This is a genomic window from Ruminiclostridium sufflavum DSM 19573, from assembly GCF_003208175.1.
Lineage (GTDB): Bacteria > Bacillota > Clostridia > Acetivibrionales > DSM-1351 > Ruminiclostridium > Ruminiclostridium sufflavum.
The window spans coordinates 31,042-46,070 of record NZ_QKMR01000024.1 but is presented as its reverse complement, the minus strand read 5'-3'; the positions used below and the strand labels follow the sequence as shown (position 1 = coordinate 46,070).

Genomic DNA, 15,029 nt, shown 5'->3' with positions numbered 1-15,029 from the left:
GATAGGTCTTTTTTATAATATCCCAATGCTTACTAATTTTCAAGGTGAACAGAAAATCTCGGCTTATCTGCCTAAATAAATCATATACAATTTAAAAATTCCGAAACCGCCATATTTCATATCCCGTCAACGTATATGCATATCTCTGGCAGCTCTCATAAAAACATATTGGCTATAAAAATATTGTAAAAAACAGCTGCATTAATAAATTTAATGCAGCCTAAAAATAAAACAAAAAACATGGAGCCATATGGCCCCATGCTCCGAAAAAAGGAGATATGCTAATGTTCTCCCTAATATTACCAAATACAATGTAGTATTTATATAGAAAATATATACCACAACTGCTAGTGCTGAAGTCCTAATTTTTGGTGTTTATCCCCAATATGCAGATTTTATTTGTAAAAATATATTATTATCGGCTGATATAATCGGTTTTTAGCCGATAGTAATTGACTTTCTTATGCGGCATCTGCTTTTAATTTGTATGATGCTATGTAATTCCCTTTATTATTCTTGATAAATGGCCGGGAAGCCTCCGGCAGCTGCCAAAATCCAGCTTTTTTTATGATTGCCCCGTCCTGCAAATCTGAAATAAAATCCTTTAGCAGTGTATTGGGCTTGTAAAAAACAGATATGGCATACCCGTTTTGAACCATTAAAGCATTATAATAGGTTCCGTCTTCAAGTATCACATGTGCAAGCAATCTGTCATATTGGTCTGCTGTCTCCTTTTCAAATACCAGCTTTACAGTCCTTCCTGCCAGAATATCCTTAGTCAGATTACTGGCCTCAACGGAAAAGGGCTGAGCCTCAACGCCGGACTTTACCGACTCCGGTGTGTCTATATCAAGCATTCTGACCTTATAGCCTGCATTTTTATATTTTATGTGAAACGTATCTCCGTCAACAACCTTTTCTACAGCTGCATTAATATATCCAAACGGCTTAATGCCTTCCTCCTGTATTTTGATTATATCCTCCGGAAATTTAGTTTTTTCTAAATTATCAATGCCGTTTCCCGAGCTTGTCTGGACAAATATATCCTGAAAAAATTCAGGTACGGATAATCCATCATTATGGAAGGTATAACCACCCACCAGAACCAACGCGGCAGCAAAAAATGATGCAATTGCTTTTTTACTATTTTTTTTCATAAGTATCCTCTCCGGTATATGTATATTCATTCTTATTTCGTGCATAGGCCAAATTTACAACTTAATTATTCTCCTCTGTACGGAAAGCCTTAATAAATTGCCCGCAAAATTTATTATATCATATGAAAACGCCTTAAGTCCAAAGCCGGTTCTGCAATAAAACACCACGCTCTTACAAATTTAAAGCGTGGTGTTTATTTTAATTAAGTGTATTGGCCGATATCACTTAAACTTATATACCCGGCTTCCCGGCATAAAAAATTATACATCTGTGCTGCTTATACTGGGGAAGTTTAGTCATATACACAAATTTATGTTGTCCCCTGAGCGGTTAATATAGAAATAGGAACAGTATTATTGATAACCGCATCATCCTTTCTTTCAACCAAATCTGCATTGAATACCTTTTTCATTACTTCTGCTATTGTCTCTACAGGTATTACTTCAATATCCATGTCATCAAACAGCTCCTGATAATTTTCCTTTGGAATGAATACCTTTTTGATGCCTGCGGCTCTGGCAGCATCAACCTTTGCCACTACTCCTCCGACCGGCTTGACATTTCCTTTTATGGAGATTTCTCCGGTCATGGCCAAATCTCCGCCTACAGGAATATTTTTGATTGCCGAATAAACAGCAGTTGCTATTGCAATTCCTGCCGATGGGCCATCAATAGGAATTCCCCCCGGAAAGTTTAAATGTATTTCATAATCCTTAAAATCAATATTCATATATCGTTTTAAAACCGTTAATACATTCTCAACAGATGCTTTAGCCGAGCTGGTTTTTTTCAGCTTATGCCCCCTATTATCCATTTCCTCTTCTTCAACTATTCCTGTAATTTTAATACCGCCGTTTCCATGCGCTGCCTGCAATGCTGTAACCTCTATATCAAGAACCATGCCTGTGCTGTTTCCGAATACGGCCAAACCGTTTATACAGCCAATCTGCTGTGCAGCACTTACCTTCTTTTCAATTCGCGGGCTATAGTGTCCAAATTCAACGACCCACTCAATATCCTTTATTTCAATTACTCTCCTGTTTTCAACTACCGCAACTCCTCCTGCAATTTGAATTATGTTTACAGCATCTCTTCCATTCTGGGCATATTTGGCAACTACATCGCTGCATCCTTCTGACAGGCAATACCCTCCTTTTTGGGCGGCATTCTCACATATCCTGCTAACTTCATCGGCTCTAAGAGGCCTGAAATATATTTCTACGCATCTTGACCTTATTGCCGCCGGTATTTCATCCGGAGTCCTCGTCGTAGCTCCCACAAGCCTGAAATCAGCAGGCAAACCCTTTTGAAATATATCATGTATATGAGACGGGATATTGCTGTCTTCTGAACTGTAATATGCACTTTCAAGAAACACTCTCCTGTCTTCAAGAACCTTCAGCAGCTTATTCATTTGAATTGGATGAAGCTCTCCTATTTCATCAATAAACAGCACCCCTCCATGAGCCTTAGTTACCGCTCCCTGCTTCGGCTGAGGCACACCTGCCGCACCATATGCTCCTGCACCCTGATAAATCGGGTCATGAACAGAACCAATCAACGGATCGGCAATACCTCTTTCATCAAATCTTAGTGTTGTCGCATCAATTTCTATAAACTTCGCTTCTCTCTTGAAAGGAGAGCATACATTATTTTTCGCCTCTTCAAGAATAACTCTGGCTGCCGCTGTTTTTCCCACTCCAGGAGGTCCATAAATTATCACATGCTGGGGATTTGTTCCGCAAAGGGATGCTCTCAAGGCTTTAATTCCTTGTTCCTGCCCCACGATATCCTTCAGCGCAGCCGGACGTGTCTTTTCAGACAATGGCTCCGTCAAATGTATCTCTCTTAATTTTCTCAGTTTTTCAAGCTCTTTCTTGGATTCCTTCTCAATAGCGCTTTTATTGCCTTGCTGGTTTTTAAGTAACGAGAAGAAATAGATACCGATTACAATAGAGAAAAAAAACTGTATGATTAACATTATCGTTGTCAATATTCCATACCTCCTTGGATATTTAAATCATACACATTGTATTGCTTAATGAATTTATAATTATTTCTGTTTTCATGTGTACAATTATATTATTGGCAATGATAATTATTTTATCCAATAAAGTACTGAACATTATTAAAATATTTCAAAATAAAAAACTGCTTTAACACAGAATTCCTTAACCCTCTGTGTTAAAACAGTCTTATTGTTTAAATAATACTATGAAACAGATTCCTTTTTAGATTTAGGTTTCTTTACACCGGTTTTTTTTAAAGACTTGCGATTCTCATTCAGAATCAGCTCCGGTTCAGCACCACTTTCCACTACAGCCTTACTGATAATACACTTTTCAACATTGCTCATAGACGGAATATCGTACATTACTCCGAGCATCATTTCTTCAAGTATCGCTCTTAGCCCTCTTGCACCGGTATTCCTCGATATTGCCTTCTGAGCAATGCCTATCAAGGCATCATTCTGTATCTCCAATAAAACATCATCCATTTCAAAGATTTTCTGATATTGCTTTATCAAAGCATTTTTCGGTTCTGTCAGAATCTGTACAAGGGCACTTTCGTCTAAAGACTGAAGCGTAACCACTATCGGAAGTCTTCCGACAAATTCAGGTATAAGCCCAAACTTTAATAAATCCTGCGGCAAAATATCCTTTAACAGCTCCCCTACGTCCTTATCCTTGTTGCTTTCTATCTTTGCTCCAAAGCCAAGAGACTTTTTACCTATTCTGTTTTGTATTATTTTATCAATTCCGTCAAAAGCACCGCCGCATATAAATAATATATTAGTAGTATCAATTTGGATAAACTCCTGATGAGGATGTTTCCTTCCTCCTTGGGGCGGGACTGATGCCAATGTTCCTTCAAGAATTTTCAGCAAAGCCTGTTGTACACCTTCACCGCTAACATCCCTAGTTATAGATGGATTTTCTGACTTACGGGCTATCTTATCAATTTCATCAATATAGATAATACCTTTTTCAGCTTTTTCAATATCGTAATCTGCCGCTTGAATAAGCCGGAGCAGTATATTCTCTACATCCTCTCCGACATAGCCTGCTTCAGTGAGAGAAGTAGCATCAGCAATAGCAAAAGGAACGTTCAGTATTTTTGCAAGTGTCTGTGCCAAAAAAGTTTTACCGCTACCGGTAGGGCCAAGTAAAAGTATATTACTTTTTTGAAGCTCTACCTCCGAAGACTTAAAATCACTGTTTATTCTCTTATAGTGATTATATACAGCTACAGAAAGAGATTTTTTTGCATATTCCTGACCAACAACATATTCATCAAGAATATCCTTTATTTCTCTTGGTTTCGGTATCTCGTTTACTTCTGCATCAATTTTAGTATCTTCAAATTCTTCCTCGATAATCTCTGAGCAAAGCTCAATACATTCATCGCAGATGTAAACACCAGGCCCTGCAACCAACCTCTTAACCTGTTCTTGAGATTTACCGCAAAAAGAACACTTTAACTGCTTCTTCTCATCATATCTGGTCATAATTGCACCTCAACTATTTTCTTCTATCCATAATATCATCAACCAATCCGTATGCCTTTGCTTCCTCCGCAGACATAAAGAAGTCTCTGTCAGTATCCTTCTCAATTTTTTCAAGAGGCTGCCCTGTTCTTTCACTAAGTATTCTGTTTAATTTATCCTTAGTTTTTAAAATATTCTCTGCGTGAATTTTAATATCGGTTGCCTGACCTTTAGCGCCGCCAAGAGGCTGATGTATCATGATTTCACTGTTCGGAAGTGCAAATCTCTTTCCTTTTGCACCTGCCGCTAACAGAAAAGCCCCCATGCTGGCAGCCATTCCCATACATATGGTTGATACGTCGCACTTAACATACTGCATAGTATCATATATCGCAAATCCTGAATGTACTGCTCCACCCGGACTGTTTATATAAAACTGAATGTCTTTGTCAGGATCCTGTGCTTCCAGATAAAGCATTTGTGCCACTACTAAGCTTGCAGTTACATCATTAACCTCATCACTTAATACAATGATCCTATCATTTAATAGCCTGGAAAAAATATCATAAGACCTCTCACCACGATTTGTCTGTTCAACAACCATAGGTACCAAACTCATGAACATACCTCCCTTATTAATATATGTTAGTTTTTAATTCATGGAACACTTATCAACTATAATAAACTACATTAATATAATATTGCCTATTTCCCCTTGATATATAATATTAAGTTATACTAACTTAGCATTATCCACCAATAATTTTATTGTTTTTCTGAATGCTATGTCCTTTTTTATATAGTCCATATCTTCAGGACTTAATGTCTTTTTGAGGTCTTCAACCGACTGCTTGTATGCCTCAGCCATTTTATTAATTTCAGTATCAGCCTCTTCATCTGAAACCTGAACGTCCTCAACCTGACAAATTTTCTCTACTACCAACTGAACCCTGACTTCATCTTTAGCCCTATCTGCGAACTGTCCTCTGAAGCCTTCAAAATCCATCCCCATCATTTCCAGATATCTTCCCAGATCCAAGCCCTGATAACGAAGCCTCATATCGAAATCCTTTGCCATGGCATCAATCTGCTTTTCTACCATGACCTGAGGAATCTCAACAGTTGCATTTTCTGCAATATGCTTTATAACATTATTTTCATTTTCATGGTCAGCCTTATGTTGTGCAGCTTCTTCTAATTTATTTCTCAAATCCTTTTTATATTCATCAAGAGTGTCAAACTCACTTATATCCTTAGCAAATTCATCATCTATTTCAGGCAATTCTTTAAACTTTATTTCCTTAACATTAACCTTGAACAATGCGGGCTTTCCTTTTAAGTCATCCTTGCCGTAGTCCTCCGGGAAGGAAACATTAACATCCACATCTTCGCCGACATTCTTTCCGATTAATTGTTCCTCAAATCCGGGAATAAATGTTCCTGAACCTATTACCAAGCTGTAGTCGATACCCTTACCGCCTTCAAACGGAACATCATCAATAAAGCCTTCGAAGTCAATTAATGCTGTATCTCCATCCTGTACCGGTCTGTCTGTAACAGAAACCAAACGTGAATTTTTTTCAACTACTTTATCAAATTCATTTTCCAAATCCTCGTCACTTACAGCAGCATCTGTCTTTTTAACCTCTACTCCCATGTATGCACCCAGTTCAACCTCCGGCTTAACAGTAACCTTGGCAGTAAATATTAAATTCTGATTATTTCCGATTTGTAGAATATCTATTTCCGGTCTATCTACCGGATGCAGATTTTTTTCATCAACAGCCAGATCATATGCCTCAGAACAAACTATGTTTATTGCGTCATCATATAATACCTGCTCGCCATAGTAGCGCACAACAATATTTCTTGGAGCTTTGCCTTTTCTAAAGCCAGGTACATTAAATTTTGAAGCATTTTTTGCAAAAGATTTTTGCATACCCTCTTCAAACTTAGCTGTATCAACTTCTATCTCAAGCTGTACAACATTCTTTTCAATATCTTCCATTTTTACGTTCATCTTTGTAAACTTCCTCCCGGTATTTAGTTTTAATATTAATTTTATCTTAGCGACATATTTATCTATCTAGCTCGCCTGTTTGTGGATGAATTTCATTTTTCTGACTATAGACAGAAAATTTTTTCAATTTAAAAAATTAACCATTCAATTATACCATATCACAATCATATTTCAAGTTATTATATACCCATATTATCGACAAATTAAACAGTTCTGCCAACCTCTATTTTCCAAGTCAATTACTATCGGCTAAAAAACCGATTTCATCGGTCGATAGTTTGGGTTTGAGGCTGAAGCCTCCTAAAGTCAAAACAAATCAAACCCAAACCGTGTTCAAAATTAGCTTAAAAGCTTAATTCGCCTGAAAAGACGATATATCATCGCGAAGGCTTGAACCGTAATTGACTTTAGTCACGCCAAAGTATCCCTGCCGCTGCCATTGAAAAGCTTTGCTTTAAGGCAGGCACAGCTATCTATATTACTTCGGCTGTATTAGCAGCGGCATAAAATCTAAATAATCCGCTGAAATAAGTTTTAGCTTAATACCTTCGTAAAAGCCTTCAATTGCTCCTTTAATTCCTTCTCCGTGCAGGTGTCCGAAATAGCACTCGGTAATTTCATTTTTCTTCATTAAATCTATAAAGCCCGATTCCTGACTTCTTGAAGTTACGGGAGGATAATGCATGAAAACCAGCTTTTTCTTATGCTGAACAGACTGGGCCGATTTAATTGAAAGCTCTAATCTGGCAATCTCCCGCTTATATATTTTGTCATCGTCCTTCTTAAAGTCATCTTCACCCGGACATTTCCAGCCCCTTGCACCGCATATTGCAAAATCCTCTATGCTGAATGCATTATTATGCATAAACGAGATTGTCTTAAAACCATTTTCATCAAGATATTTATTCAGCTTTGAGGCTGTAGTCCACCAGTAGTCATGATTCCCCTTGGAAATTATTTTCCTGCCTGGCAGAGCCTCAATGTATTTAAAATCCTCATATGCATTGTCTATATATGTGGCCCATGAAATATCTCCCGGAATTATAACACTGTCCTCTTCTTTAACAGCACCTATCCAGTTGTTTCTGAGCTTTTCCATGTAATTTGCCCATCTGCCGCCAAAAATGTCCATGGGCTTATCTATTCCCAACGCCAAGTGTAAATCTGCTATTGCAAAGATTGACATAAACTATACACCTATTCCTTAATACCTTTTTATCCATCATATATCAACCTTCAACCCGGAAAGCTGAGTAATTTATTATTAATTAGTGCTTAATTTTTCATCGCCTGAATTTCCGGCAGATTTTTTCCTGCTCTCATGCCTTCCTAAAAAAATTATATATTTGCGCCGCAACCTTTTCATTTATCCCTTCAACCTCCTGCAGCTTATGAATATCAGCCTTTTTAACAGCGGCCAATGACTTGAAATGCTTCAGCAATGCCTTCTTTCTGGCTTCTCCTATACCGTTTATATCATCCAGTTCCGAATGGGTATATCTTTTAGCCCTGAGCCGCCTGTTATATTCAACTGCTACTCTGTGAGTTTCATCCTGAATTTCTGTAATTAATCTGAGCAAAGGCATATTTGATGACAATTCGTACTCTTCGCCTCTGTGTATAAGAGACTTTGTACGATGTCTGCTATCCTTAGCCATACCGGCTATTAACATGCCGTATTCAAATTCATCCGCAACCTGTTGAGCCGCATTAACATGCGCTGTGCCGCCGTCTACTAAAATCAAGTCAGGCAACTCAGAAAATTTGGGATTTTGCGTATTTTCATCTTTTTCCTTTTTAGCGCGTAAAAATCTTCTGTACAGGGTCTCCTGCATGCTTGCATAATCATTCTGCTGTTCTATGGATTTAATTTTAAATTTTCTGTATTCCTGACGGGCCGGCTTCCCGTCAATAAATACCACCATTGAAGCAACTATTTCAGACGAGCCGGTATTTGATATATCATAGGCTTCGATTCTCCTTGGTGCATTCTCCAGCTCAAGAACCTTCTTCAATTGATTAATTCCTTCTTTATGCGGATTATCCTCCCTTTTAAGCCTATCTTTATAAAGCTTCAAAGAAATATCCGCGTTCTGTGATACCATTTTAACCAGTCTGACCAGCTCTCCCCTCACAGGGACTCTTAGCTTCACCTTATTTCCTCTTTTGCCTGACAGCCACTGTGATATCGTTTCACCGTCTTCTATTTCCTGCTGGATTACTATTTCCGAAGGTATATGCTGTACCTTATTATAAAACTGCTTGATAAATGTTGAAAGTGAATATCCTGTATCTTCATTTCCCTCACCTTCAAAAATATAATGCTCACGTCCTATTACCCGCCCGTTTCTTACAAAAAATATCTGGATACACAAATCTGAGGCATCCCCTGAGAAACCAATTATATCCCTGTCCTGCCCATCTGCGGAAAGCACCTTCTGCTTTTCCGAAAGCTGGGCAATACTGGATATCTTATTCCTCAGCTGCGCCGCCTTTTCAAACTCAAGCTGTTCCGAAGCATCTGCCATTTGAGTTTTTAAATCATTAAGTATCTCTTCATACTGCCCCCCCAGAAAGGAGCAAATCTTTTTCATCATTTCATGATATTCCTCCTTGTTAACTTCACCCTGACAAGGAGCCAAGCACTGCTTCATGTAGTAATTCAGGCATGGGCGCGCCTTTCCGATATCCTTCGGCAGCCTTTTACCGCACGTTTTCACCGGAAATAGTTTATTAAGCGTGTCTATTGTGTCATTAACCGCTAAGTTGCTGGAATATGGACCAAAATACTTAGCTCCGTCTCTTTCTACACGTCTGGTTTTAAGTATTCTGGGATATTCCTCATTCATAGTTACCTTTATATAAGGATAATTTTTATCATCCTTTAACAGAATATTGTATTTAGGTCTGTATTTTTTTATTAAATTACATTCCAGCATCAGGGCTTCAACTTCAGAATCTGTAACAATATACTCAAATTCACTGATTTTGGACACCATTGCCTGAACCTTGGGAGGGTGATTTGCCGACTGATGGAAATATTGCCTTACCCTGTTTTTCAGTACTACTGCTTTCCCAACATATATAACCATGCCCCCGGCATCCTTCATTATATATACGCCTGGCTTATCGGGCAATTTCTTCAGTTCTTCATGGATATCAAACAAGTAATTCACCTCATAGCTTAAGCAAAAATTTCAAGCAACTTGTGTACGGCACCAAAAATCCGCCTACTATAAAAGCGCTGTGATTTAAATAAACCACAGCTATTTTATATTCCTACTTATAATCTTTCATCGTTCATCATTGATTTCAGAAACCGCTTAAAAAATACTCTGAGATTTCTTTTGACGCTTTTTCTTCATCTTCGCCGTCGACTATTATATTAATTGTTGCCTGTCTCTCTACTCCCAGTGAAAGCAACCCTAGCAGGCTCTTTGCGTTTGCCCTTCTCTCGCCCTTTTCCAGCCAAATATTTGAGCTGAATTTTGATACCTTTTGAACAAGCAAAGCTGCTGCTTTGGAATTCAACCCTGACGGACAGTTTATAACAACCTTATTCGAAATCATCTTCGTGTTCCCCCAACTTTCTATACTTGAGAATATATATTTTCTATTATACCAAAAAAAGAGCCTATAAATCAAATCATGAAAATATTATATTTCAAATATATGAAAATTGTAAACAGATTATAAATCCTCTTTTGTTTTCAGAAGCTTTTTATCTTTTCCAAAGCCTGTATCTATGACCGTTCCTATTCCAAATGCCGCCATAGCCCCTTCAAGCACTACCAGACATATACCATATACCAGCATTGCCGTATATGCCCCTTCAGGCAATAAAATCAAAGGAACTATTTTTAAAATATTTACTATTATATGTCCCACAAAAAATTCTATGAATATAGTTGATTTTTCATTATTATTCTTAAATATAAAACTCCCGATATAGATTCCCGAGACAATATCAGCAAACATCAGCATAAGAATATACACAAAGGGAACAATGACCAAAAACATTAAAAATACCAGCACTATAGTGGCACTGACTATAAATAACAGCCCCAGAATCAATCTCCTCAAATTTCCTGACTTCATTGAATATTCCATAACCCGGTATCTTTTTGAAAATATACTAATAAATATAAGCCCTAAGGCTAATGTTAATACTGCTAATATTATAAATGCATTTATTACGATTCCATTTGACTTGAATAATGAAATAAGGTCAAAATCAACAGCAAACCTAGTCCCAGATACAGAAACAGTATCCGCCTTTTTAAGCTTGCCTACAGAAACCAGATTACCTTGTATCAAAGTGCCGTCTTGAATATCCAGCTCGCCAAAAACAGATACTACATCTCCGCCGATATTTCCATTAAGGACTGCCTTCCCGAATACAACTATGACACTTCCGCTCACGCCCTTCTGTATTTCAGCGTTACCGCCCACTACTGTTACATTTCCGCTGTTAATGTTATCCAATGCTTTATCTTCAAATATGACAAGATTGTCCGAAGTAATATTATTCTGAGCAGCGGATACTGCAAATGATGAAAATACTATCAGAATAAGAGTAATTAATACAGTCCTTGTATATTTTTTCATTGCGACCCTCCATTACTCTGTCTAACCATCTTGAAAAATACACCTTGTGTAACAAATAGCAGAATTCCAAGAATAATATATCCGAAATAATATGTTTTGTATATTGATGCGGTCACACTCATAACAGCAATCAATATAGCTCTGCCCATACTTATGGCTGCTGCAATAAAATCCTTTATGTTATCTGCCACAAATCTTGAAACTTGTATAAAGTTAATTGGTTCCTTCATACCCTCAAAAAGTAATCCGCCAAAAAATATAACAAATATTAATGTTACGGAAATTAATAAAATATCAAATACAAATGTATTATTTTCACTATGGTTCTTATAGATTTTAACTTCATTTTCAATTCTGCTCATTACTTGAAGTTCAAAATCCTCAGGAGGCTCAATTTCTGAGTCTTGTTCAACAAAATCAATTACTTCCTTCAGCTTATTAAATTCGTCCGAACAATTTTTACAGATTTTAAGATGCTGCTTTAGCTGTGCTTCTTCAATATCATTCAGTTCCTTGTCAAAGAATTTCATAATATGGTTTCTGAAATCTTCACATCTCATAATATCTCCTCCTTTCTTGCTCTGTCAAGCTTTGCCTTAAGCATCAGCCTTGCTCTGTAAAGTCTGTTTTTTATAATTGACATAGGCTCATTAAGCACCTTTGTCATCTCTTCATATGATAACCCATTGCTATGGAAAAGAGTTATCAATATTTTATACTTATCAGGCAGCTCATTTATAGCACTTTTTATCAGCTGCGATCTTTGATTTTTTATTAAAGCCTCTTCCGGTGTGTCTGTATTGCTGGAAACCCCAATTGCATCATCAAGCGCCACTGTATCCTGTTTTTTCTTTCTGAGAGTATCTAAACATAGATTGGAAGTGATTTTTACAATCCAGGTTGACATCTTATACTCCGGATTATATTTATCAAGAGATTTATAAAGCCTGATAAAAACCTCCTGAGAAACATCGTTTACTTCTTCTCTATCTGGTATCATTTTGTAGACTACACTATATACTAGCTTTTTATATCGACTGACAATTTCCTCAAAAGCACTGCTGTCACCTTTTAAGCATTGTGACACCAGTTCTTCATCTGTCTGAACCAACGCTTGATACACCCCCTTACTTCTTAAACGCCGTTATAATTGAATTTGCATAGAGCATATTCAAGTTTTGGTACTGATAACAGAATAAACTCTTTTACATAATATAATTACGGTGTTTTTTTATATTTGTCTGATTAAGTATTGAGTGTATAAACAACGCAAGCCGGCAATCCAACATTGTTTATCTTAAATTGTTTTTCCCTTGTTTTCACCATATTTCTATTTTTTATGATTTCCAGAATTTAATACCGCTGATGCAAAGCGTTCCAGCTTTTTGCCAACCAGATAATTTATCGTTCCTTCCTCGTATTTACCGTTGGCGTCCTTTACTCCTGCCTCCATACCTGTCAATAACTCAATTCCTTCATCTATCGTTTTAACAGGGTATATATGAAACTGCTTTTTCCGTACTGCATTTACAACCTCATCATTTAAAACAAGGTTTCTGATATTTTGATACGGTATTATTACTCCCTGTTTGCCATTTAAGCCTTTTATCCTGCAAAGCTCGAAAAAGCCTTCAATCTTATGTGTTACTCCTCCGACAGGCTGTATCTCTCCCTTTTGATTAACTGAGCCTGTTACGGCAATATATTGCTTTATAGGCATATCTGATAAGCTTGATAATATAGCATAAAGCTCCGCGCTTGATGCACTGTCCCCATCTATACCACCGTACAATTGTTCAAAGCACAGGCTTGCCGATAGTGACAGTGGAAAATCCTGTGCATATTTTTGTCCGATATATCCGTTTAATATCAAAACACCCTTGCTATGTGAGGTTCCGCTTAATTCTACTTCTCTTTCTATATTAACAATACCGCTTTCACCTATATAGGTCGATGCGGTTATTCTTGCCGGTTTTCCAAAGGAATAGTCTCCCATGTCCATAACCGTAAGACCGTTTATTTGCCCGACCTCACTGCCATCGGTATCTATCATCAAGGTGCCTTCGTTCAGCATATCCAGAAGCTTTTTATCCAGCCTGTCATTTCTGTAATTTTTCTCTGTTATTGCTTGTTTCACGTGCTTTGCCTTTACATATTTTGAATTGTCATCCTCAGCCCACATACAGGCTTCACACAGAATTTCACAAATATCATTAAATCTTGTTGACATTTTTTTCTGGTCTTCAACCAGCCATGAAGCATATTCAACTACCTTTGCCACACCTGATTTATCATAATGAAGAGTTCTCTCCTTGTTGCAGAAGCCGCTGATAAATGAAGCAAGCTTCAGTATATTTTCTTCACTCTTCTCCATTTCTTCATCAAAATCAGCTTTAACCTTAAAGAACTTTCTGAAATCCTCCTCATATTCATACAAAAGCTGATATATAGATGTACTTCCAACTAATATCACCTTAATATCCACAGGGATAGATTGGGGCTTAATTGCAGTTACAGTAACAACCCCGGTCTGATCTTTCATATTTTCAATTGTTATTTTTTTAGTTTTAAGAGCTCTGGTAATTGCCTCGTATGCCTGCGGATTACTTAACACATCCTTTGCCTGAAGTATAATGTAGCCACCGTTCGCAAGATGGAACAGTCCTGGCTTTATCTTTGTGTAATCGGTAGAAACAGACCCAAATTCATTCTCGTACTCTATCTTGCCAATCAAGTTTGAATATGAAGGGTTGAAGTCAATAATAACCGGAGCACCCTTTAAGCTGCTGTTATCAACTAATACATTTACCTTATATCTGTGAAGGGGTGTTTCTTCCTTTTGAACCCACGGGATAATCAACTGGGGCTGCTCTTCGCTGACCTCTTCTTCCTTAAATTCATCCAGATTGTCAAGAATATCCTGCTGAACCTTCTCCAGATAATCTTCTATCACTTCAAATTTCTTGTACTTTTCCTTAAGGTCATTTACCTGAACTCCTATAGCCAATAATGCTATTTTCCCTTCCCACTCTGAGACCTTCTGCTTTGTTTCCTTTTCATTGCTTTTAAGCTTGCGGATTATTTCAAGAGTATCCTGCTGCAGAATGTCTGTTTTCTCATCTATCTGGTCTTTAATGTCATCATCAAGCTTGTCAAATTCCTCTTCACTTATGGTTTTGCCTTCTATTATAGGTAAAAAATAAATTCCCGAGCTGCCTGTGTTGACTTTAAACCCCTGTGCCTCTGCGTCCTCGCTTAGCTTTGAAAGAAGATCATCCTTTATAGCTTCATACTCGTCTAAAATTTCTTCCTTTTCCTTTTCGTACTTTTCATTATCAAAAGCATTTACAATTTCCTGTTTGATTATTTTTACAAATTCTTCCATATCCTTCTGAAATATTTTCCCTGTCCCTGCTGGAAGATTAATTGCCATTGGCTGATTTGGCCTGCTGAAATTATAAATATAGCACCAATCATCAGGTACACTTTGATTTATGGCCACCTCTTTAACTATTTGCTTTGCAAAACTGGTTTTTCCGGTTCCTGTAGCACCTGCCATATAAATATTGTAGCCTCTGGTTTTCATTTTAAGACCAAATTTCATAGCTTTTGCTGCTCTTTCCTGTCCAATTATTCCATCATATGTACCTAATTTGGAAGTATTGCTGAATGGAAATGAAGCTGTGTCAAGTTTATTTTCAAGTTCCTGATATGTTAGTTCCATTGGTTTAGACATATATGCCCTCCAGTATTAGT

The 15,029-nt window shown here is 37.4% G+C and carries 12 protein-coding genes; all 12 read right to left on the bottom strand.

The window, feature by feature from the left end:
- Positions 1-461: 461 nt before the first annotated feature.
- The 12 genes from LY28_RS16230 to LY28_RS16175 all read right to left on the bottom strand — a co-directional run bounded on the left by LY28_RS16230 (position 462) and on the right by LY28_RS16175 (position 15,009).
- Positions 462-1,157, bottom strand: coding sequence for a thermonuclease family protein (locus LY28_RS16230; RefSeq protein ID WP_110463233.1), 696 nt, complete (start codon positions 1,155-1,157; stop codon positions 462-464).
- A 311-nt stretch (positions 1,158-1,468) separates the two neighbouring features.
- The gene (gene lonB / locus LY28_RS16225; RefSeq protein WP_479692092.1) at positions 1,469-3,139 is read right to left on the bottom strand and encodes an ATP-dependent protease LonB; all 1,671 of its coding nucleotides are present in this window, start codon (positions 3,137-3,139) and stop codon (positions 1,469-1,471) included.
- Between the two features lie 231 nt (positions 3,140-3,370).
- Entirely contained in the window at positions 3,371-4,666 is a 1,296-nt protein-coding gene (clpX, locus tag LY28_RS16220; RefSeq protein ID WP_110463231.1) for an ATP-dependent Clp protease ATP-binding subunit ClpX, read from the bottom strand.
- A gap of 13 nt (positions 4,667-4,679) precedes the next feature.
- Positions 4,680-5,264: an ATP-dependent Clp endopeptidase proteolytic subunit ClpP gene (clpP, locus tag LY28_RS16215; RefSeq protein ID WP_110463230.1), complete on the bottom strand. Its 585-nt coding sequence runs from the start codon at positions 5,262-5,264 to the stop codon at positions 4,680-4,682.
- Between the two features lie 114 nt (positions 5,265-5,378).
- Positions 5,379-6,665 carry a trigger factor gene (gene tig / locus LY28_RS16210; RefSeq protein WP_110463229.1) on the bottom strand — a complete coding sequence of 429 codons (1,287 nt, stop codon included), beginning with the start codon at positions 6,663-6,665 and terminating at the stop codon, positions 5,379-5,381.
- Between the two features lie 478 nt (positions 6,666-7,143).
- Entirely contained in the window at positions 7,144-7,851 is a 708-nt protein-coding gene (locus LY28_RS16205; protein WP_110463228.1) for a metallophosphoesterase, read from the bottom strand.
- 133 nt (positions 7,852-7,984) lie between these two features.
- Entirely contained in the window at positions 7,985-9,841 is a 1,857-nt protein-coding gene (gene uvrC, locus LY28_RS16200; protein ID WP_479692089.1) for an excinuclease ABC subunit UvrC, read from the bottom strand.
- A gap of 136 nt (positions 9,842-9,977) precedes the next feature.
- Positions 9,978-10,235 (bottom strand): HPr family phosphocarrier protein, encoded by a 258-nt coding sequence (locus LY28_RS16195; protein ID WP_110463226.1) that lies wholly within the window; start codon positions 10,233-10,235, stop codon positions 9,978-9,980.
- Between the two features lie 120 nt (positions 10,236-10,355).
- On the bottom strand, positions 10,356-11,273 hold the full coding sequence (locus tag LY28_RS16190; RefSeq protein WP_110463225.1) for a hypothetical protein: 918 nt from the start codon (positions 11,271-11,273) through the stop codon (positions 10,356-10,358).
- Positions 11,270-11,833 carry an anti-sigma factor family protein gene (locus LY28_RS16185; RefSeq protein WP_110463224.1) on the bottom strand — a complete coding sequence of 188 codons (564 nt, stop codon included), beginning with the start codon at positions 11,831-11,833 and terminating at the stop codon, positions 11,270-11,272. The genes LY28_RS16190 and LY28_RS16185 overlap by 4 nt, the downstream gene beginning before the upstream one ends.
- The gene (locus LY28_RS16180) at positions 11,830-12,384 is read right to left on the bottom strand and encodes an RNA polymerase sigma factor (protein ID WP_110463223.1); all 555 of its coding nucleotides are present in this window, start codon (positions 12,382-12,384) and stop codon (positions 11,830-11,832) included. Before LY28_RS16180 ends, LY28_RS16185 begins: the two co-directional genes overlap by 4 nt.
- Before the next feature lie 219 nt (positions 12,385-12,603).
- Positions 12,604-15,009 carry a Lon protease family protein gene (locus tag LY28_RS16175; RefSeq protein WP_110463222.1) on the bottom strand — a complete coding sequence of 802 codons (2,406 nt, stop codon included), beginning with the start codon at positions 15,007-15,009 and terminating at the stop codon, positions 12,604-12,606.
- Positions 15,010-15,029: the final 20 nt, after the last annotated feature.

What these genes read in the sequence shown, in the direction of transcription:
- LY28_RS16230 (WP_110463233.1), bottom strand. Translation starts at nt 1,157, where the DNA reads ATGAAAAAAAATAGTAAAAAAGCAATTGCATCATTTTTTGCTGCCGCG.
- lonB (WP_479692092.1), bottom strand. Translation starts at nt 3,139, where the DNA reads ATGTTAATCATACAGTTTTTTTTCTCTATTGTAATCGGTATCTATTTC.
- clpX (WP_110463231.1), bottom strand. Translation starts at nt 4,666, where the DNA reads ATGACCAGATATGATGAGAAGAAGCAGTTAAAGTGTTCTTTTTGCGGT.
- clpP (WP_110463230.1), bottom strand. Translation starts at nt 5,264, where the DNA reads ATGAGTTTGGTACCTATGGTTGTTGAACAGACAAATCGTGGTGAGAGG.
- tig (WP_110463229.1), bottom strand. Translation starts at nt 6,665, where the DNA reads ATGAACGTAAAAATGGAAGATATTGAAAAGAATGTTGTACAGCTTGAG.
- LY28_RS16205 (WP_110463228.1), bottom strand. Translation starts at nt 7,851, where the DNA reads ATGTCAATCTTTGCAATAGCAGATTTACACTTGGCGTTGGGAATAGAT.
- LY28_RS16195 (WP_110463226.1), bottom strand. Translation starts at nt 10,235, where the DNA reads ATGATTTCGAATAAGGTTGTTATAAACTGTCCGTCAGGGTTGAATTCC.
- LY28_RS16190 (WP_110463225.1), bottom strand. Translation starts at nt 11,273, where the DNA reads ATGAAAAAATATACAAGGACTGTATTAATTACTCTTATTCTGATAGTA.
- LY28_RS16185 (WP_110463224.1), bottom strand. Translation starts at nt 11,833, where the DNA reads ATGAGATGTGAAGATTTCAGAAACCATATTATGAAATTCTTTGACAAG.
- LY28_RS16175 (WP_110463222.1), bottom strand. Translation starts at nt 15,009, where the DNA reads ATGTCTAAACCAATGGAACTAACATATCAGGAACTTGAAAATAAACTT.